Here is a 20,065-nt window from a genome sequence, read left to right on the forward strand (position 1 = left end):
TGAATGGCGATAAACTCAAATCACGACGAGTGAGGAGCGTTACATGAGTGACAAGGTCATTGCACAACGAGGTCTGTGGCTGGACGAGATGGAAGTCGGCGCCACCTATAAGCACGCACCGGGCCGCACAGTCACCGAAGCGGACAACACCCTGTTCACGGCCGTGACGATGAATACCCAGGCCCTGCACCTCGACGCGGCATGGTCGGCTACCGAACCCTTCGGCGAGCGCCTCGTCAACTCGATGTTCACCCTGGCCACCCTCATCGGTCTGTCCGTGTCACAGCTGACGCAGGGCACGACAGTCGGAAACCTCGGCTTCTCCGAGGTCAGCTTCCCGGCACCGATGTTCCACGGCGACACTCTCTACGCAGAGACGACGATCCTCGACAAACGCGATTCGAAGTCCCGTCCGGGCCAGGGCATCGTCACCTTCGAACACCGCGGCTACAACCAGCACGGCAAACTCGTCGCGAAGGCCGTGCGCCAGGCGATGATGTTCGACTCCAGCCACGAGTCCACGGCGGCGAAGTCCACCGCCGACACCGCCGATCAGACCGACACCGGAAAGTGAGCCCCCATATGTCCCTCGAGTTCAAACCCGCCTGGCTCTTCGTCCCCGGCGATCGTCCCGATCGGTACACGAAAGCAGCCGAACGCTCGGATATCGTCATCCTCGACCTCGAAGACGCCGTCAACGAGGCCGACAAAGCTGCCGCACGGGAGTCCATCGTCGACTTCCCGCTCGACCCGACCCGCACGGTCGTGCGGGTGAACTCCCACGATTCGGGCCACCTCGGCGAAGATCTGAAGATGCTCGCGCGCACCGAGTACACGGCCGTGATGCTGCCGAAGGCGGAGCTTGCATCTGATGTGTCGATCCTGTCCGGGTTCCAGGTCATCGCGCTCATCGAAACCGCGCTCGGAGCCGTCAACGTCGCCGAGATCGCCGCTGCGCCGAATGTCTATGCGCTGATGTGGGGTTCGGAGGATCTCATCGCCGACCTCGGCGGAGGCTCCTCCCGCAGGGCCGATGGTGGCTACCGGGAGGTGGCCAAGCATGTGCGCAGTCAGACCCTCCTCGCCGCTCGGGCCCATCGCAAGTTCGCGCTCGACTCGATCTGGGCGGACATCCCGAACCTCGAAGGACTGGCAGCCGAGGCCGAAGACGCCGTACAGTCTGGGTTCTCCGGCAAGGTCTCCATCCACCCCAACCACGTGCCCGTCGTCCGCGACGCCTTCCGCCCCAGCGACGAACAGCTGACCTGGGCGCGGTCCGTGCTCGACCTGGCGAAGACGGAGAAGGGCGCATTCTCCTTCGAGGGCAAGATGATCGACGCCCCGCTGCTCAAGCACGCCGAACTCATCGTCGCCCGCGCGAACTGAGGGACACCACCTCGTGAACGTCTCCGATGCGCTCATCGCCGCCCAGATCCGCGCCGTCCTCGCTGCCGCCGAGGCGGGCGATGGGACCGCGCCCATCGTCGAGGCGGGGGACCCGGTCCTGCGCACCGACACCCGACCCTACGACGGGCAGGTCGACGACGCCGAGCTCGAGCAGCTCGCCGAGGTGATGCGAGCGACCATGCTCGCCGCCCCGGGAGTCGGCCTTGCCGCCCCGCAGGTGGGCATCGGCCTGTCGATGTTCGTCGCCGAAGATCCTGGTGCCCGTGATCCCGAGGTCGCGAAGGTCCGGCAGCGGGAGCCGATGCCGCTGAGGGTGGTCCTCAACGCGGGCTGCGAACGCGCCGGAGGCGAGGACGTCGCCTTCTATGAAGGATGTCTGTCGATCCCCGGCTACCAAGCCGTCGTGGCCCGCCCCCGCAACATCGCATTGACGGGCAGAGACCTGCAGGGCGACCCCATCGCCGAGGAGGTCTCCGGCTGGTCGGCGCGCATCGTCGCCCACGAGACCGACCACCTATCCGGGATCCTCTTCCTCGACAAAGCCGAGATGCGATCCCTGGCGACGAACGAATCCGTGGCGAAGTTCTGGCACCAGCCCTCGACACAGAAGGCCGCCGCAGAACTCGGCTTCTCCTTGCCTTCGGGCATGGTGATGTGAACCTCCGCCGCGGTCGCCGGTCCGGATACCGCCGAGACTGTTGACCGCTCTCATCTGCGTCACAGGCGGGCATGTTTCGATAAGGACATGCGACTTCCCGACATCCCCCTTCGTCATCACCGAACCGTCCGTACCGCTGCCGCACTCGGCACCGGCGCCCTCGCGCTGGTGCGCCGCCGCGACGTCTCCGCCGAACGCCAGACCGGCCTGAGAGCGGGAACCGCCCTGGCCAATGCGGGCCTGACCTGGCTCACCGGGTCCCGGGCCTTCCTCGGCAAGGTGGGCGGATCGAGCGGCATCGACGAATTCCTCGGAGCCTTCTCCACCAGAGGGAGCGGTCCCGTCCGATATGCTTCCTCTCCTGCGCACATCTCTGACGTCGGAGTACTCGACGGCGATGCCGCCGCGGATACTTGGTGGGACGAACAGGCGAGCGTGACTTCCCCGGCGTTCCTCAATGCGGTCACCGCGGCAGCAGCGGGAGCGGCCTCATGGGCGCTCTGGCCGCTGACGGAGCAGCTGGCGGAGGCTATCGATGCGAAACTGCCGACGGGCGTCGGCCGAGGTCTCAATGCCGTCGTCAACGGCGGGCTCGTCGCGGTGACAGCGGTCCTCATCGACAAGGTCGAGAAATGGGCCGACGACGTCGAGGACTTCGACTACGCGCCGGTCGAGATCGAACTGCCCACCCGCATCCGGGAGTCGGTGAACCTCCTGTTGTCACAGCCGCATCCCGTCGCACAAGCCACCGCCGAGGCAGTGTCCGAGCAGCTCGACACCGCGCGCTTCTTCGTCTGGGTCACCTACCCGAGAGCTGAGTATCCGGGAAACGAGCCGATCATTCTGGACCCCGACCGGCTGGCCGAGATCATCAGGAACGAAGACATCGAGAGCATCCACGTCTACCCCGCAGCATCATCCCCGCGGGTGGTCCCGGCAACGCAGACATACCCGGTCGTTGGGATCAGGCACAGCGCGGACCAAGATGGGGGAGAGACGGCTGAGAGGGAACTGAGTCTGAGCATCGTCAACGGCTATCTCGACGCCATCTCGTTCAGCTCGCCTGATTCAGATTTCAGGGTCTCCGAGGATCTTCCCGAGGACTCTGTGCCGGGAACGCTGCATCCCGAGGGCCTCGAACAGGAGTCAGACTATGCGGGCTACTCGAACAGCTTCGAGATCCTCGACGAGGACGAACATGTGACCGTGCTGGCGACGTGGCCTGCCCCCGATCAGCTGACCTTCCGCGCCGATGGCAGCTGATCGTACCGCTGGGGCCGGGAATAACCTGCTCGCGTCATCGTTATACGTTGCATGAGCGATCTTCGTACCCTCACCCTCGGCGCCGGCTGCTTCTGGTGCCTCGACGCCGTCTACCAGCGGACCACCGGCGTGAGAGAAGTGATCTCCGGCTACACCGGCGGACACACCGACAACCCCGGATACCGTGAGGTCTGCTCCGGGATGACCGGCCATGCCGAAGCCCTGCAGGTGACCTTCGACGCCGACATCGTTCCCGAAGACGTCATCCTCGGCCTGTTCTTCACCGGCCACGACCCCACGAGCCTGAACCGCCAGGGCTACGACGTCGGCACCCAGTACCGGTCGGCCATGTTCTATCGCGACGAGACCGAGAAGCAGCACTTCGCCGAGGCCATCGAATCCGCGCAGAACCTGTTCGACGATCCGATCGTCACCACCCTCGAACCTCTCGGTACCTTCTATCCCGCCGAGGCGGTCCACCAGGACTTCTACACCGCGAACCCGGACAACGGCTACTGCCGTGTCATCATCGACCCGAAACTGCACAAGGCCCGCACCGCCTTCGCCGAATGGGTGAGCTGATGGGCAGTCATAAAAAGGACAGATGCAAGAAGTCCAAACACAAGGACCGCAAACGGTCCAAGGACTCGGGCAAGGCCTGCGATGTGACGAAAGACCGCGTCCGTGCCCACTTCCTCGACGGCAACACCGGGCCATGGGCGAAGAGCCTGGCCGCGCAGGAAGCCCAGAACATCCAGGGCGCACAGTTCGATGTGTCCCCGCGGGACGGGGCTCACCCCACCGAGGCGGCCGCCGCCTCAGCGACGGACCGCACCTCAGCCGTGACGCCCACCCGACGCGGTCCCGACTACTCAGCGCCCTCGTCGATCGACATCGTCGCCGATCCCGTCCTCCACGCCCTGAGCACCCGACGGTCGATCTCAAAGGTCGACCCGGAGACCCCGAACGACTCCGACCTGCTCGAGATCATCCGATCGATCTCCTCGGTCGCCGACCACAAGTCACTGCGCCCCTGGCGCTTCCTCATCATCCGCGGAGACGACCGGCACCGCCTCGGCGACGCCCTCGACGAAGCCGCCGGCGTCGTCCGCAAACCCGGCGAGACCAATACGAAGCCGCTGCGGGCCGAACTTCTGCTCGCCCTCGTCTCCTCACCGGTCGAACATGACAAGGTTCCCGAATGGGAGCAGCACGCCACCGCCGCCGGTGCCGGCCACCTGCTCGAACTCGCCCTGTGGCAAGCCGGATGGGGAGTCATGTGGCGCTCGGGAACCCTGACGAACACCGAACCGGTCCGCCGCCTCCACCGCCTGAACGATCATGAACTGCTCATGGGCTGGTTCTACATCGGAGCCGTCCCCGAACGCTACCGACAGCGCCTGACCACGAGCACCCGCCCCCTGCCGAAGCCCGAACAGTTCCTCGATACCCTGTGAGCACACCCGACACCGACACTCCGGAAACGCGCCGCCTGCCCAAGGAGATCTATGTCCTCGTGGCAGCGGCCTTCATCGTTGCCCTGGGCTACGGAATCATCGCACCCGTCCTGCCGCAGTTCGCGGCGAGCTTCGACTTCGGGGTCACCGCCGCAACCATCGTCGTCTCCTCGTTCGCATTCTTCCGGTTCGTGTTCTCACCCTCATCCGGGCGCCTCGTCGATGCCTTCGGCGAACGCCGCATCTACATCACCGGTCTCCTTATCGTCGCAGCCTCCACCGCGGCCGTCGCCTTCGCTCAGAACTACTGGCAGCTGCTGATCTTCCGCGGACTCGGCGGCATCGGCTCGACGATGTTCAGCGTCTCCGCGATGGCGCTCATCGTCCGCCTCGCCCCGATCGACGCCCGCGCGAAGGCATCGTCGACGTATGCGACGGCGTTCCTCGTCGGCAATATCGCCGGACCCGTCCTCGGCGGTGCCATGGCCGGATGGGGGATGCGCATTCCGTTCATCATCTATGCCGTCGGTCTGCTCATCGCCGCCATCGTCGTCCGCGTCTTCCTCGCCTCCACCGCATCCTTCGGCTCCTCGACGAAATCCGGGCGTGCCCGGCTGGAAGCGGAGAAGGACAAGCAGCAGCAGGAAGTCATGTCCTTCCGGGAAGCCTGGAAGGATTCGGCCTACCGGTCGGCGCTCATCTCCGCCTTTGTCCAAGGCTGGTCGGCGATGGGCATCCGCGTGGCCATCTACCCGCTCTTCGCCATCCAGGCCCTTAAAGCCGATACCGCAGTGGCCGGACTGGCGCTGACCATGTTCGCCATCGGCAATGCCTCGGCCGTGACGGTGGTCGGACGCTTTGCCGACACCGTCGGGCGCAAACCCTTCATCCAATGGGGCCTGTTCGTCCTCGGCGTGACCACCGCGGCGCTGGCCTTCATCGATTCGATCTGGCTGTTCTTCGTCTTCTCCATCATCGCCGGGATCGGCTCCGGCCTGGCCAACCCCGCTCAGCAGGCCACCGTCGCCGACGTCATCGGCCGCGACCGCAAGGGCGGCCGAGTGCTCGCCCGCTACCAGATGGCCCTCGACGGCGGAGCCATCCTCGGCCCGATCATCGCCGGAGCCGTCGTCGATCACTTCGACTACTCGTGGGCGTTCCTGCTCACCGGTGTCCTCGGCATCGTCGCCGCGGGCCTGTGGTTCTTCGGCCGTGAGACCCGTCCCCGCCGACCGGCCGGCGTTCAATAGCCTGCCGACAGCTCGGCGCACCGGCAACAGCTCGGTGCACGGACCGAGCTGTTGCCGGTTCACCGAGCTGTCGCACGAAACGCGACGCGTCGGGATTCTGATTCCGAAAAGTCAGGTTTTCCTCATGTGCGGTTCAGGGGACACTCACTAGGATGGTTGGTTGAGTCGGCGTTCTGCGTCGTCGCCCTGTCTACGACAAAGAAAGTCCCCCTCGTGAGTTTCCTGACCCGGCTGAGTCTGAAGAACCGGGCGCTCATCGCGCTCATCTCCGTCGTCGCCATCATCTTCGGCGTCATCGGTGCCGGTGCTCTCAAGCAAGAGCTCTTCCCGTCCCTCGACAACCCACAGGCCACGGTCACCGCCTCCTATGAGGGAGCCACCCCCGAGGCCGTCGAATCCGAAGTCACCGACCCACTCGAAGGGGCGCTGACCGCACTGCCCGAGGTCGAGGACATGACCTCGACCTCCTCGGCGGGCAGTTCGCAGATCACCGTGAGCACGAAGTACGGCGACGACTCCGATGACGTCGTCCGTGCCCTGCAGCGCGCCGTCTCCCAGGTGCAGCCGACCCTGCCCGACGGGGTCGAACCGAACGTCATGATGATGGGCACCGATGATATTCCGGTGCTCGCCCTGTCCGTGACCTCGGATGCCGATGAAGACCAGCTGGCGGCGAATCTCGAAGACATCGTCGAACCGGAGCTGAAGAAGGTCGACGGCGTCTCCCAGGTCCAGATCGCCGGAGCGAAGACCAAACAGGTCGAGATCAGCATCCGCCGCGACGACCTCGAGGACGAAGGAGCCAACCTCGACGAGGTGGCCGGAATCCTCCAGTCCAACGGGGTGCCCACCTCGGCCGGTGAGCTCAAGGGCGACGACGGCACGGCCCCGGTCGAGGTCGGCACCCGCATCCGCTCGATCGATGCGATCAAAGACCTCGTCATCTCCGGCAAGGACGGACCGATCCAGATCTCCGACGTCGCCGACGTCAAACTCGTCGACGAGCCGATCGAGTCGATCTCGCGCACCAACGGCGAACCCTCGCTGTCCGTGTCGGTGATGAAGGAATCCGACGCGAACACCGTCGACGTCTCTCACGCGGTGGCCGACAAGCTGCCCGAACTCGAGAAGATGATGGGTGACAACACGGAGTTCGTCTCCGCGTTCGACCAGGCCCCGTTCATCGAACAGTCCATCCACGACCTGCTCAACGAGGGTGGGCTGGGCCTGATCTTCGCGGTCCTCGTCATCCTCGTCTTCCTGCTCTCGGTGCGGGCGACGATCATCACCGCCATCTCCATCCCGCTCTCCCTCCTCATCGCCATGATCGGGCTGTGGATGGGCGGGGAGACCCTCAACATGCTCACCCTCGGTGCGCTGACGATCTCCGTCGGCCGCGTCGTCGACGACTCCATCGTCGTCATCGAGGCGATCCGCAGACGCCACGCCTCCGGCGGCGACAAGTTCTCGAACATCCTCGCCGCCGTCTCCGAAGTGGCCGGTGCCATCACCGCATCGACGCTGACCACGGTGGCCGTTTTCCTGCCGCTGGCATTCGTGACCGGGCAGACCGGAGAGATGTTCCGGCCCTTCGCCCTGACCGCGACCATCGCCCTGCTCTCGTCCCTGTTCGTGGCACTGACGATCGTGCCCGTCCTCGCGTACTGGTTCCTGCGTCAGCGTGAAGCGAAGGTCAAGCTCACCCGTGCGGAGAAGGCGGAGATCCGTCGCAGCCGCAAGTCGATGCTGTCGCAGTGGCGGGCAGAGAAGAAGGAAGCGAAGAAGGCCGACAGGAAGCGCGACCTCGTCGCTGCCGGTGCCGAAGCCGAGGACACCGGTCCTCGAGACAGTGTTGAATCGTTCCCGCGCGCTGATGCCTCCGCACAGGCCGGTGCCACGACTCGAACCGATGCGACCGGAGTGGCAGCGGGCGGACCGCGCTACGGCGAATCCGAAGACGGAACGGAAGCGGTCGACGAGCTCGCCGGAATGCATTCGCCGGTGACGCGACTGCAGAAGACCTATATGCCGGCCATCGGGTTCTCGACGAAGCACCCGATCATCATGATCCTCATCGCCGTGCTCGTGCTCGCAGGCACCGGAGCGATGATCCCACAGCTGAAGACAGAGCTCTTCGGCGACACCGGGCAGGACTCACTGCAGATCTCGCAGACCTTCGACCCGGGCACCGACCTCGATGAGGCCTCGGAACAGGCGAAGAAGGTCGAGGACATCCTCGCCGACGAATCCGATGTCGACAACTACCAGTTGTCGCTCGGCGGCACGTCGTTCGGCTTCACCGACGATTCGTCGCTGACGGGCACCTATATCGTCAACACGAAGTCCGGAGTCTCGGCGCAGTCGATCTCCGCAGATCTGCAGAAACAGTTCGACGGCCTCAAGGGCGCCGGCGACGTCGAGGTGGCAAGCCAGAGCTCGACCCCGGGTGCGCAGACCATCGACGTCACACTCACGGCCACCGATCCCGAAGAACTCGAGGACGCGACGAACAAGGTCAGCGACAAGCTCGAGGGCGTATCGTCGGCGCAGTCGGTGACGAGCGATACCGCCGCGGTCCAGCCCGTGATCGAAGTCAAGGTCGATCATGAGAAGGCCGCAGAGGAGAACCTCACCGAGGCGGCCATCGGCCAGTATGTGCAGCGTGCCATGCATGGCCAGCAGATCGGTGAGGTCGTCATCGACGATGTCTCCCATTCGGTGCTGCTCTTCGATCGCAATGCCGACACCGTGGAGAAGCTGCGCGAACTCAAGATCCCGGGCAAGCCGGAAGAGACGGCTCCCGCTGGAGGAGCCGGCGCAGGTGCGGCAGGCGGCGCCGGTGGTGCGGCCGGAGGTGCCGGTGGCTCAGGTGACGCCGGCGCGGCCGGAGGTGCCGGAGGAGCTGGCGGAGGCGCCGGAGGTTCGGGCGACGCTGGTGGCGCAGGTGGTGCCGGTGGTGCCGGCGGCGCAGGCGGTGCTGGTGGTGCGGCCGGTGGTGCCGGTGCGACAGGCGGCGATCCGAACGCGGGCGCTCCCGTGACATCGGAGCCGCGATTCATCGAACTCGATGAGGTCGCCGACGTCAAGGAGGTCAAGACCGCACCGACGATCCGCCACACGGATTCGCAGCGTTCGACCACCGTGTCCGTGACTCCGGAAGGCGATGACCTCGGAGCCGTGTCTACCGAGGTCCAGTCCGCCCTCGACGACGTGGACCTGCCCGATACGGTGTCCGTCGACACCGGCGGTGCCACCCAGGAGCAGAACGAAGCGTTCTCGCAGCTGGGACTGGCGATGCTCGCGGCGATCCTCATCGTGTTCGTCATCATGGTCGCCACGTTCAAGTCGCTGCTGCAGCCGCTGATCCTGCTGGTCTCGATCCCGTTCGCGGCCACCGGTTCGGTTGCGCTCTCGCTCATCACCGACACTCCGCTGGGGCTGACGTCGATGATCGGACTGCTCATGCTCATCGGCATCGTGGTGACGAATGCGATCGTACTCATCGACCTCATCAACCACTTCCGAATCCGCGGGGTCGATCTGCGTACGGCCATCGTCCACGGCGCCCGGCTGCGTTACCGTCCGATCCTCATGACCGCGGCCGCCACGATCTTCGCTCTGCTGCCGATGGCCCTCGGGCTCACCGGCGGGGGAGTGTTCATCTCGAAGCCGCTGGCCATCGTCGTCATCGGCGGACTGGTCAGCTCGACGCTGCTCACGCTCATCCTCGTGCCCGTGCTCTACCTGCTGCTCGAAGGGGTCAAGGAACGCCGAGCCGAGAAGAAGTACGTGAAGAACATGGCTCGCGGGGAGGTCCTCGACGCAGCCGAGGCACGGGCGCATGAGCGGGAGACCGCCGCTGTGCCTGCCGGTGCCGGGGCCGCTGCCGCCGGTTCCGACGACACTCGGGCACGGGCAGAAGGAGAGGCCCCCACCGAGGCGACCGCACCGACCGCGGACTCGACGTCCGCGGATTCGGGCAGGGCCGCCTCGGCGTCGGACGAATCGACGGACGCCGACCGCCTCGGTGACCGCCGCGACGACGAACCGACCGGCAGCGACGGACGTGACGACGACGGGATCCGGGGCGATGGGCCGGGAACGGACTTCACCCTGCGCAGCCAGCAGCCGCGTCGTGATGACGGGGACGGCGAACCCAAACACTGACCCGTCCCGGCTAGAGTTGAGTCCATGACGACCGAGCTCGAACCACAGGAGAGAAAGCGCCTGTGGTTCGAGCTCGGTCTCATTGCGGCCCTGTCCCTGGGGCAGGCATCCGTCTATGCGATCGTCCGTCTGGCAGACATCGCCACGCGCGGACCGATCAGCGACGCCCAGGCCAAGCTCAACACCTCGATCTCGCCCCGGCCGGCCTTCGACCTGATCTACCAGCTTCTCGACATCGGCTTCACCCTCGTGCCCGTCGCCCTCGCGATCTACCTGCTCAGTCGAGACCGACCGGCCCAGCCGCTGCCGATCAGGCTCGGAGTCGACGGGCACCGACTGCGCGACCTCGGTCACGGTGTACTCATCTTCCTCGTAATCGGCATCGGCACCCTCGGGGTGTACGCGGGCGGCAGGGCACTGGGGATCACTGCCGAGATCCAGCCGTCCAACCTCGGCGATCATTGGTGGACGATTCCCGTGCTGCTGCTCTCGGCCGCGAAGAACGGAATCCTCGAAGAGGTGCTCATCTTCGGCTTCGGGGCGCTGCGACTGCGGCAGCTGGGCTTCGGATCCTGGCCGATCATCATCTCCCTGGCGATGTTCCGCGCCAGCTACCACCTCTACCAGGGCATCGGCCCGTTCATCGGCAACGTCGCCATGGGCATCATCTTCGGCTGGTACTTCCTGCGCAAGGGCAGACTCATGCCGCTGGTGTGGGCGCATGTCATCATCGACGCCGTCGGATTCCTCGCCCCGGGAGTGCTCGCCCTCGTCGACTTCGGCTGAGTGCTGCAGGCGAGGTCGGGACAGGCGAGGTTGGGACAGGCGAACGGGACACTCATTCCTCCCTCCGGGTTCACCTCTGATTCACCGACGGGTAGTTCCAGGGCCGCTTGCCGGTGACAGTCTCGATCGGGTGAGTCCTTCCGGTTCCGCCCTCTGTACCGGGTGGGCCCCGGACTGGGAAGATACCCGATACAAGGAGAGAATCGATGCGAACCTTTCTGCCGATGGCCGACCATGTGCGTGGCAAGCGCAGCCCCGTCACGTGCGCACTGAAGTGCGACAACGCCTGCCTCAAGGCCACCTGCAACACATCGGCAAATGGGTATTTCCGCGATATCGTCAATGCGAAGCTCAGCCGTCGCGCGGTTCTCGGTGCCTCGGCTGCAGGTGCCTTGGCCATCGCAGTGACCACCGCACCGAGTCCGACCGCACGCTCTGCCGCAGCAGCCACCGCAGGCAGTCTGGCCTTCACCGCCATCGACCCGGTCCAGCATGAGGTCGACGAATTCGTCGTCCCCGAAGGCTACTCCTGGCATCCGATCGTCCGCTGGGGAGACCCCTTGTTCCCCGACTCTCCGAAATTCGACCCGGAGAATCAGAGCCCAGAGGCGCAGCGCCGCCAGTTCGGCTACAACAACGACTTCCTGTCCATCCAGATCGACCCCGATGACTCCAACCGGGCCGTGCTCTTCGCCAACCAGGAATACACGAACGACGCCATCATGTACCCCGAGGACATGGACGGAGCCGATCAGCGGGCGATCAGTCGCGAAGCCCACGGACTGACCGTTGCCGAACTCATCCGCACGGACGAGAAGTCGACGTGGACGATCGATGTCAACGGAAAGAAGAACCGCCGGTTCCTCATCGACACCGAGTACGAGTTCACCGGTCCCGCTGCCGGTTCCGATCTGCTGCGGACGAAGGACTACCCGAACGGTGACAAGGCGCAGGGCACTCTCGGCAACTGCTCGGGCGGGCTCACGCCCTGGGGCACTCTGGTGTCCGGTGAGGAGAACTTCAACTCGTACTTCAAGGCGCAGGGCACCTCGGCGGCCGATAAGCGCTACGGTCTCGACAGCGAAGATTCGGCCAACGGGTGGGAAGCCGATGTCGACCGATTCGATACGAACAACCCGGGCTACGCGAACGAAGCGAATCGCTTCGGCTGGATCGTCGAAGTCGACCCCTGGGACCCGAAATCCACCCCTCATAAGCACACGAACATGGGCCGCTTCAAACACGAAGGGGCGAACATCACGATCTCCGATTCGGGCCACGCCGTGGCCTATATGGGAGACGATGAGAAGTTCGACTACCTCTACAAGTTCGTCTCGAAGGACACCTACGTCGAGGGCGATCGCGAACACAACAAGACGCTGCTGACCGACGGCGACCTCTACGTCGCGAAGTTCACCGGCAACTCACCGAAGTCCGAGATCGACGGCAGCGGTGAGGTTCCCGCCGACGGCGAGTTCGACGGCAGCGGACAGTGGCTTCCGCTGGTCAAGGACGGCAAGTCGCAGGTGTCAGGATTCTCCGTCGAAGAGGTCCTCGTCAACACCCGTCTGGCCGCCGACAAGGTCGGACCGACGAAGATGGACCGCTGCGAAGACGTCGAACCGAACCCGGTCAACGGCCGAATCTACGTCGCCTGCACGAACAACTCCGACCGCGGCACCGACGGGAAGGCCGCCGCAGATGAGGCCAATCCGCGCACGGAGAACCGCGACGGGCACATCGTCGAGATCACCGAGCGCTCCGGCGACCATACGGGCACCGAATTCGACTGGACGCTGCTGTTGGTCTGCGGAGATCCGAAGCAGGGCGACGCCACCTACTTCTCCGGCTTCCCCGCCGATCAGGTCTCACCGATCTCCTGCCCGGACAATGTCGCCTTCGACACCGCCGGAAACCTGTGGATCTCCACCGACGGTGCTCCCGACGGCATCGGCTACTGCGACGGGCTGTTCAAGGTCACGATCGACGGTGACCAGCGCGGTCGGGTCGAACAGTTCCTGTCCGTGCCTCGCGAAGCCGAGGTCTGCGGACCACTCGTCCACGACGAGTATGAGTCAGCTTTCGTTGCGGTCCAGCACCCAGGTGAGGACGGCTCCTATGCCGATCAGCACTCGCAGTTCCCCGACTATGTCGACGCGACCGATGTCGATAAGGGAGTGGCCGCGATGCCGCGGCCCACGGTCGTGCAGGTCATCAAGGGCGACGGCGGATCGGCACCGGATCCGACTGAACCGCCGAAGGACCAGGACTCCGACGCCGACGGCACAGATGAAGGGGCCAAGGACTCGGATGAGAACGGCAGCTCAGATGGTGCCGGAACGGGTGAGGACACCGACGCCAAGGGTGACAGGACCGGAACGGATGCCGACAGCTCCGGATCGACTGCCGGGTCGCAGGACGGTGCGAAGGATGCCGCGGCAGCTGGTGCGGCCGCGAGCGCCGGAAGCGACGGCGGCTCAGGTTCAGGCGGCTCCGGCGGATCCGGCTCGGGCGGCGGTTCTTCGAACGGCGGCTCGGGTTCAGGTGGGTCCGGTTCAGGCGGGTCCGGGTCGGACGGCGGTGAACTGCCGTGGACCGGTACTGACAGCACTCTGCCGCTGCTCGGCGGCGGAGCAGGTCTCCTCGCCGTCGGCGGTGCGATGGCCACGGCCGCTCATCTGCGTCGGAAGAACGCAGACGGGACGGAAGGCGAGCAGGACTCGCCGACGGAGTTCCAGGGCGACTGATGACTCCAGGACCATAAGCTGAAGAAGGCCAGAGGCGACACTGCCTCTGGCCTTCTTCGACTCCGCAGAGTATGCGGACTCTGATGTGCTCAGATGGTGACGGGGCCGTTCTCCGTGTTGAAGCTCACCGACATGATGCCCGGCGTCCCGTGAGGTGCGGACCAGTCGATGTTGATCTCAGAGATCGGCTTGGCATCCTGAGTGCCCAGCCAATCGCGCAGACGATCGCGGTCCCCGGCGATCTGCAGGGTGTCGATGTCGACGCCCTGATTCGTCTTGTACGTCGACGGGTGCTGCGAGGAGTCGGCGGACCACTTGATGAAGAACGGCAGCTGGGGATCGGCGATGAGCCCCTTGACACCGATCTGCAGCCACCGAAGTTCCAAACCGGACTCCGGCGTGCGGTTTCCATCGACAGCCTTGCGCTCGAGGCGAGTTTCGACTGCGGTGAGATCGTCGACCGAGACGCACCAGCCCATCCAGCCGCCGCCGAGCTCGGAACGAGCCCGGACCGCCTGACCGAAGGGCGTCGAGAGAGCGGCCGGATGCTCCAAGGCTTCCACGACTTCGAGGTAATGGCCGTTCGCTAGGGGGAAGATGAGGTTTCTGGTGCCGAATCGAGGATGCACACCGCCGTCGTAGGGAGCCACTCCGAGCTTCTCCGCGATCCGCTCGGCGGTCGCACGATAGCCGTCAGGTTCACTGGCGTATGACACATGATCGAGTTTCATGACTCGACAATCGCATAACCTGGCTCACACTGCCCCTTAGGCTTACCTAAGAAATCGTGACCGATGTCACTGATTGCAGTGCCTGACAGTGGAGATCAGCCTCCTGTGGCACTATTCGTCCATGGACCCCTCCGCGCGCATCCCCGTCCCCCACGGCGCTCGTCCACACACCTACACGGCGAAGCAGGTCGCCTCCGGAAGCAGGACCTCCGATGTCGGCGCGAATCCACGTCGATCGACGTTCTTCGTCCGGTGGCTGCCGCGGGTGCTCACCCTGCTCGCTCTCCTCATGCTCACCCACCTCGTGGTTCCGACAGGCGGCTGGGCGGATGCGGCGCTGAACTGGGTCTGGACCTGGCTGGTACCGATCACACCGGTCGACTTCGTGTCCTCCGTGGTGCTCGTCATCCTCGCGGGGGCGCTCGCAATCGGAAAGCGAGTCGCCTGGTGGAGTTTCCTCGTCCTCATCGCGCTCGTTCTCCTCGCCCTCGGATTGATCGCGGTGCTCTACGCCCTCGTCGACCCGAGGCTGCTCACCTGGGACTTCGCCACTGGTTCCGTGCTGCCGCTGTTCACCCTCATCGAACTCGTCCGTCACCGCCGGCACTACACGGCGAAGACCCAGCCGCGCGGATTCCTCAAGGCCCTCCTCATCCTCATCGTCGGAATCGTCATCGCCTGTGCACTCGTGCTCACGATCCAGTACGTCATCGGAGGCCTGAATACGGTCCAAGCCAAACAGATCCTGGCTGAGCTCTTCGGGCTGCGGGAGGAGACCGAATCGAGTTGGATGCTGACTTTGTTCGGCTTCTGCTCCGGCGCAGTGATCATCGTCGCCTTCTGGACGCTGCTGCGCTCGCAGCGGCAGACCGAACGGATCGGCTTCGCTGAGGAGAAGTCGATCCGCGGCCTTCTCGCCGCCGAGCACTCGGATTCCCTCGGCTACTTCGGCACCCGTCGCGACCGTTCCGCCCTCTTCACCGGCGGCTGCATCGTGAGCTACCGCGTGGAGAAAGGCGTGTGCCTCGTCGCCGGAGACCCGATCGGCCCGCACTCCCGGTGGAACGAAGCGGCCCGTGAATTCGTCTCCCACGCGAGGTCCTATGGCTGGATTCCGGCGGTTCTCGCCGCCAGCAGACAGGGCGCTCAGGCGTATCAGGCCGCCGGGCTGCGCGTCCTTCTCGTCGGAGACGAGGCCGTGCTCCACAGTCGCGACTTCTCCCTGCGGTCGCTGCCAGAGGTCAACCGCTCAGTCGCCAAACTCACCGCCGCCGGATACGCCGTCCGGATCCGACGTCAATCGGAGATCTCCATCGACGAGCTCGCCGCCCTGGCCGACTTCGCCGAAGATTGGCGCGCGGGGGAGACCGAACGCGGATTCTCCATGGCACTCGGGCGCTTCGGCGACGGTGCCGATGGCCAGTGTCTCGTCGTCGAGGCTCTCTTCCCCGACGGCGACACCACTCACGCGCGTACCACCGCAGGACTGCTCAGCTTCGTGCCGTGGGGAGACAATGGAGTCTCCCTCGACCTCATGCGGAGGCACCCTTTGGCCGAGAACGGGGTCACCGAGTTCATGGTCGCCGGTCTCATGACCGAAGCAAGTGAGATCGGCATCGCCTCTGTGTCGTTGAACTTCGCAGTCTTCCGCTCCGCGTTCGAGCAGGGCAGGGAACTCGGAGCAGGACCGGTTAAGAGGCTATGGCGAAATGTCCTGCTCTTCGCCTCACGGTTCTGGCAGCTCGAATCGCTCTACCGCTCGAACGAGAAGTACCATCCCGAATGGGTGCCGCGGATGCTCTGCTATCCCGACAGCTCGTATCTCGCCCGCATCGGCCTGGCTGTCAGCATCGCCGAGGGGTTTCTCACGCCGCCGTCGATCTTCGGTTCCGGCCCAGTCGGCCAGCCTCTCTACAGCCGGGAGGAAGCCGCGGAGCTGCTGACCGTCCCGCCCGCAAACGAACCGAACGCGGCGCCGAAACGCGTATCCGATCAAGTCGGGTACCGGCTCAGAGTGCGTGAGTCGATGCTCGCGGCCGGAGTGGAGCCCTATCCCGCCGAAGCGAAGGTCACGGCGCTCAGCGGGCGTGTGCTCAGCGTCCGCGACCACGGTGGAGTCGTCTTCATCGATCTGCTTTCGGAAGGCCGTGGCACTCAGCTGCTCATCGAACGGCAGGCAATGGACTCGGAGTCGTTCGCAAGACTGCACCGCTGGGTCGCCCGAGGAGATCGCATCGACGTGACAGGAACTCCCGGTCGCTCCCGAACCGGCACGGAGTCCTTCCTCGTTGTTGACTGGTCGATGGCCGCGAAGTCGCTGCAGCCGTGGCCCAGCCTCCGACAGGGTGTGCGCGACCCGGAGACGAAGGTCCGCCGACGCTACCTCGACTTCACCCTCAACACTTCTGCACGCGACGTCATGGTCGCCCGAGCGAACGCCTTCCGTTCGCTCCGTGAGACCCTGCAGAGCCGGAACTTCCTCGAGGTGGAGACGCCGATCCTGCAGACGGTGCACGGAGGAGCCAATGCCCGACCGTTCCAGACGCACATCAACGCCTACCACCTCGACTTGTTCCTGCGCATCGCACCCGAGCTGTATCTCAAGCGGCTCCTCGTGGGCGGGTTCGACCGCGTCTTCGAGATCGGACGCAACTTCCGCAACGAGGGAGTCGACGCCACTCACAATCCCGAGTTCTCGATGCTCGAGGCCTATCAGGCCGGCGGCGACTATTCGACCATGCGCGAACTCACACGCACTCTCATCGTCACCGCCGCCGAAGCATCTCTGGGCACCACCGTGGTGCGAGGAACCGTTGACGGCGTCGAACACGAGGTCGATCTCGCCGACGACTGGACGACGGTCTCTCTGACCGAGGTCGTCTCGGACAAACTGGGGATCGAGGTGTCCACAGCCACCGACGTCGAGACGATGCGGTCCCACGCCCGGGCGGTGGGGCTCGAACCGCGTCCGAACTGGGGATGGGGGACTCTGTTGCAGAAGATATATGAGCAGGTCGCCGAGTCATCGAACATCGCTCCGACCTTCTACACGGACTTCCCGGCCGAGACCTCGCCGCTGACCAGGCAGCATCGCCGCAACCCGATGCTCGCTGAGAAATGGGACCTCATCATCTTCGGCTCCGAGATCGGAACCGCATATTCCGAACTCGTCGACCCGGTGATCCAGCGTCAGCGGTTGACCGCACAGTCACTGGCCGCAGCCGGAGGCGATCCGGAGGCGATGGCGCTCGACGAAGACTTCCTCCTCGCCCTCGAACACGGAATGCCCCCGGCCGGTGGCATGGGAATGGGACTCGACCGACTCGTCATGCTGCTGACGAATCAGTCGATCCGCTCGACCATCGCCTTCCCCTTGGCCAAGCCGAAAGGATATTGAGGTGCCGGGGCGGATCGCGGGGACAGGGCCGACGGCGAGGGCAGAGACGATCACCGGTTTCGAGCGGTTTGCAGGGTGGGGACTGGCTGTGGCCGTCATCGTCTTCTACAACACCTGGACCTTGGCCTTCCTCAGTCCGTACACGGATCCGCTGGCCGGCTACATCTCTGAACTCGCCGCCGACAACCAGCCTGCTGCCTGGGTGTTCCGCGGTGGTGACCTCATCTCCGGGATGCTGATGGTCCTCATCGCCTGCCGCACGCTATCCGGCTCGCGCGTCCAAGTGCGCGACTGGAGGTGGGTAGTTGCCGCCGGAACGGCGCTGACGGGGATCGGAACGATCGCCGATGTCATCTGGAACATGCCATGTTCGCCGAGCTTCGACGATGCGTGCCGGGCCGCCGCCGACTCCGGTGCGCTGGAGCCGGAGTTTCTCGCCCACACCATCACCTCTTCGGTAGTCACTGTGGCGGTGTGCGCGAGCATGATCGCCGCAGCGATCCCCAGCCGCGGGCCGCGACGCTGGGTGCCGGTCATCCTCACGGTCCTCATCGTGCTGTCCTCGGCGGTCTCGGGGGCCATCGAAGAGCTCATGCGCTCGGGCCAGGGCTATGTGCAGATCTCGCAGATCCTCATCGTCTCCGGCTGGATCGGCTGGCTCGCCGTCGATGTGCACCGCCCACTGATGATCGAGCGCGTCCTTTCCGATGCCGAAGCCCTCGCCGATGGTCGCTGAGAACCCGCTGGCCCGGTGGGCTGTCGAAACCATCGACGGGCACACCATCTATCGCATTGCCGCTCGAACGGCAGGACAGCCCGTGCATGACCGGCCGCCGGTGCTCCTCCTCAACGGATGTGCGATCCCGGCAGGCGGGTGGTCGCCGGTCATCGAGGGTCTTCCCGGCCATAACGTCCTCGCGCTCGATCGTCCGGGTTTCGCCGGCACCCCGTTCGGCGGGGGAGTACCCGACCTCGCCGGGGAGACGGCACTGCTGCAGCAGGTCCTCACCCGGCACGGGGCCACGAGACTCACAGCCCCCAGCACAGCTGCCCGCTCCATGACCGTGCGGGCTGTCATCGTCGCGCATTCGATGGCGGCCTTCCGCGCCGAGGCTCTTGCCAGGCTCCGTCCGGAACTCGTGGCCGGGATCGTTCTCGTCGACCCCTCGGTCGAGTTCGACAGGGTCAGGGGCCTGGCGGATCGACTCTTCGGAGGGTCCCAACTGCGGTCGGTCCGGACTCTGCTCTCATCGCGGAAGATCAGGTCGATCAGCGCTTCGATCGCGCACCGAGGCTTTGTGCGGGAGACGGTGTCCGGCACGGTCCTCGACGAGGGAGTGTTCAAGGACCCCTACGCTGATCCAGAAACCCTGACCTCGGCGTTCGCGGAATGGCTGAGCTACCGCTCGCAGGGGGCAGACCTCACCGCCCTGCGGGCGAGCACGGGAGAAGTCCGGGTGCCCACTTCGGCCCTTTTCGCCTCGGGCCTGCCGGGGCAACGACGACTGCGCGCCCTCGAAGCCGGACTCACCCGCCTCGAGACCCGCGTTGTCTCCGGTTCGGCACATCTCATGATGATCGACCGCCCGGATGAGATCATCCGGGCGGTCGAGGAGAACGCTGCGCGCTGAGACGTCAGCGCTTGTCCGAAGTCGGCTCAGTGGCCCTCGGCCTTGAAACGCTCGATCGAGGCGTTGATCTCGGCCTCGGCGGCTTCGCGGCCGGCCCAGCTCGAACCCTTGACGTACTTGCCGGGCTCGAGGTCCTTGTACCGGGAGAAGAAGTGTTCGATCGAGTCGAGCATGAACTTGTCCACGTCCGAGATGTCGGTGTAGGAGTCCCAGCGAGGATCTCCGGCGGGCACGGCGAGGACCTTGTCATCGCCTCCGGCCTCGTCTTCCATCTGGAACATGCCGATGGGACGGATGTCGATGAGCACACCGGGGAACAGCGGCTCGGGCAGCAGCACGAGCACATCGAGAGGGTCGCCGTCGTTTCCGAGCGTGTCCTCGATATAGCCGTAGTCGGCGGGGTACTGCATCGAGGTGTAGAGGTAGCGATCGAGCTTGACCCGACCGGTCTCGTGATCGACTTCGTACTTGTTGCGGGACCCCTGGGGGATCTCGATTGTGGCCAGCAGTTCCATAGTGCTCCTTCACGTTAGGGGTGCATCACTAGAATAGATGGTACAAGTCCCCGTCA

The 20,065-nt window shown here is 65.2% G+C and carries 15 protein-coding genes; 13 read left to right on the plus strand and 2 right to left on the minus strand.

Features of this window, described 5'->3' with window-relative positions:
- The first annotated feature begins 43 nt into the window (after positions 1-43).
- The 10 genes from KTJ89_RS05935 to KTJ89_RS05980 all read left to right on the plus strand — a co-directional run bounded on the left by KTJ89_RS05935 (position 44) and on the right by KTJ89_RS05980 (position 13,735).
- Positions 44-574, plus strand: a complete 531-nt coding sequence (locus KTJ89_RS05935; RefSeq protein WP_259357066.1) for a MaoC family dehydratase — start codon at positions 44-46, stop codon at positions 572-574.
- An 8-nt stretch (positions 575-582) separates the two neighbouring features.
- The gene (locus KTJ89_RS05940; protein ID WP_139468672.1) at positions 583-1,386 is read left to right on the plus strand and encodes an HpcH/HpaI aldolase/citrate lyase family protein; all 804 of its coding nucleotides are present in this window, start codon (positions 583-585) and stop codon (positions 1,384-1,386) included.
- A gap of 13 nt (positions 1,387-1,399) precedes the next feature.
- Positions 1,400-2,065: a peptide deformylase gene (locus KTJ89_RS05945; RefSeq protein ID WP_259357067.1), complete on the plus strand. Its 666-nt coding sequence runs from the start codon at positions 1,400-1,402 to the stop codon at positions 2,063-2,065.
- 87 nt (positions 2,066-2,152) lie between these two features.
- Positions 2,153-3,328, plus strand: a complete 1,176-nt coding sequence (locus KTJ89_RS05950) for a hypothetical protein (RefSeq protein ID WP_259357068.1) — start codon at positions 2,153-2,155, stop codon at positions 3,326-3,328.
- Between the two features lie 51 nt (positions 3,329-3,379).
- Complete coding sequence (gene msrA / locus KTJ89_RS05955; RefSeq protein ID WP_139468669.1) at positions 3,380-3,910, plus strand: peptide-methionine (S)-S-oxide reductase MsrA; 531 nt, start codon at positions 3,380-3,382, stop codon at positions 3,908-3,910.
- Positions 3,898-4,785: a nitroreductase family protein gene (locus KTJ89_RS05960; RefSeq protein ID WP_259357069.1), complete on the plus strand. Its 888-nt coding sequence runs from the start codon at positions 3,898-3,900 to the stop codon at positions 4,783-4,785. Before msrA ends, KTJ89_RS05960 begins: the two co-directional genes overlap by 13 nt.
- Positions 4,782-6,035, plus strand: a complete 1,254-nt coding sequence (locus KTJ89_RS05965; protein WP_181270903.1) for an MFS transporter — start codon at positions 4,782-4,784, stop codon at positions 6,033-6,035. Before KTJ89_RS05960 ends, KTJ89_RS05965 begins: the two co-directional genes overlap by 4 nt.
- A 213-nt stretch (positions 6,036-6,248) precedes the next feature.
- Positions 6,249-10,202 carry an efflux RND transporter permease subunit gene (locus KTJ89_RS05970; protein WP_259357070.1) on the plus strand — a complete coding sequence of 1,318 codons (3,954 nt, stop codon included), beginning with the start codon at positions 6,249-6,251 and terminating at the stop codon, positions 10,200-10,202.
- A 24-nt stretch (positions 10,203-10,226) separates the two neighbouring features.
- Positions 10,227-10,988 (plus strand): CPBP family intramembrane glutamic endopeptidase, encoded by a 762-nt coding sequence (locus tag KTJ89_RS05975; protein WP_259357071.1) that lies wholly within the window; start codon positions 10,227-10,229, stop codon positions 10,986-10,988.
- A gap of 206 nt (positions 10,989-11,194) precedes the next feature.
- The gene (locus KTJ89_RS05980) at positions 11,195-13,735 is read left to right on the plus strand and encodes a PhoX family protein (protein ID WP_310650275.1); all 2,541 of its coding nucleotides are present in this window, start codon (positions 11,195-11,197) and stop codon (positions 13,733-13,735) included.
- Positions 13,736-13,824: 89 nt separating this feature from the next.
- Here the strand turns inward: KTJ89_RS05980 and KTJ89_RS05985 are convergent, their stop codons facing one another.
- A complete protein-coding gene (locus KTJ89_RS05985) occupies positions 13,825-14,466 on the minus strand; it encodes a VOC family protein (protein WP_139468664.1) in 642 nt (213 codons plus the stop codon).
- 121 nt (positions 14,467-14,587) lie between these two features.
- On the opposite strand from KTJ89_RS05985, the gene lysX reads away from it, so the two are divergent.
- From lysX to KTJ89_RS06000, 3 genes are read left to right on the plus strand one after another with little or no spacing between them, the layout of a single operon-like run.
- On the plus strand, positions 14,588-17,863 hold the full coding sequence (gene lysX, locus KTJ89_RS05990) for a bifunctional lysylphosphatidylglycerol synthetase/lysine--tRNA ligase LysX (protein ID WP_259357072.1): 3,276 nt from the start codon (positions 14,588-14,590) through the stop codon (positions 17,861-17,863).
- A gap of 1 nt (position 17,864) precedes the next feature.
- Complete coding sequence (locus tag KTJ89_RS05995; RefSeq protein ID WP_180345610.1) at positions 17,865-18,599, plus strand: DUF998 domain-containing protein; 735 nt, start codon at positions 17,865-17,867, stop codon at positions 18,597-18,599.
- On the plus strand, positions 18,571-19,494 hold the full coding sequence (locus tag KTJ89_RS06000; protein ID WP_259357073.1) for an alpha/beta fold hydrolase: 924 nt from the start codon (positions 18,571-18,573) through the stop codon (positions 19,492-19,494). The genes KTJ89_RS05995 and KTJ89_RS06000 overlap by 29 nt, the downstream gene beginning before the upstream one ends.
- Positions 19,495-19,520: 26 nt before the next feature.
- Here KTJ89_RS06000 and KTJ89_RS06005 read toward each other — a convergent pair whose 3' ends face one another.
- Positions 19,521-20,009, minus strand: a complete 489-nt coding sequence (locus KTJ89_RS06005) for an inorganic diphosphatase (RefSeq protein ID WP_101545791.1) — start codon at positions 20,007-20,009, stop codon at positions 19,521-19,523.
- Positions 20,010-20,065: the final 56 nt, after the last annotated feature.

Source organism: Brevibacterium sediminis, assembly GCF_024895295.1.
Classification (GTDB): Bacteria; Actinomycetota; Actinomycetes; order Actinomycetales; family Brevibacteriaceae; genus Brevibacterium; species Brevibacterium sediminis.

Coding starts and splice junctions, on each gene's coding strand:
- KTJ89_RS05935 (WP_259357066.1), top strand. CDS start 44: ATGAGTGACAAGGTCATTGCACAACGAGGTCTGTGGCTGGACGAGATG.
- KTJ89_RS05940 (WP_139468672.1), top strand. CDS start 583: ATGTCCCTCGAGTTCAAACCCGCCTGGCTCTTCGTCCCCGGCGATCGT.
- KTJ89_RS05950 (WP_259357068.1), top strand. CDS start 2,153: ATGCGACTTCCCGACATCCCCCTTCGTCATCACCGAACCGTCCGTACC.
- msrA (WP_139468669.1), top strand. CDS start 3,380: ATGAGCGATCTTCGTACCCTCACCCTCGGCGCCGGCTGCTTCTGGTGC.
- KTJ89_RS05960 (WP_259357069.1), top strand. CDS start 3,898: ATGGGTGAGCTGATGGGCAGTCATAAAAAGGACAGATGCAAGAAGTCC.
- KTJ89_RS05975 (WP_259357071.1), top strand. CDS start 10,227: ATGACGACCGAGCTCGAACCACAGGAGAGAAAGCGCCTGTGGTTCGAG.
- KTJ89_RS05980 (WP_310650275.1), top strand. CDS start 11,195: ATGCGAACCTTTCTGCCGATGGCCGACCATGTGCGTGGCAAGCGCAGC.
- KTJ89_RS05985 (WP_139468664.1), bottom strand. CDS start 14,466: ATGAAACTCGATCATGTGTCATACGCCAGTGAACCTGACGGCTATCGT.
- lysX (WP_259357072.1), top strand. CDS start 14,588: ATGGACCCCTCCGCGCGCATCCCCGTCCCCCACGGCGCTCGTCCACAC.
- KTJ89_RS06000 (WP_259357073.1), top strand. CDS start 18,571: ATGCCGAAGCCCTCGCCGATGGTCGCTGAGAACCCGCTGGCCCGGTGG.
- KTJ89_RS06005 (WP_101545791.1), bottom strand. CDS start 20,009: ATGGAACTGCTGGCCACAATCGAGATCCCCCAGGGGTCCCGCAACAAG.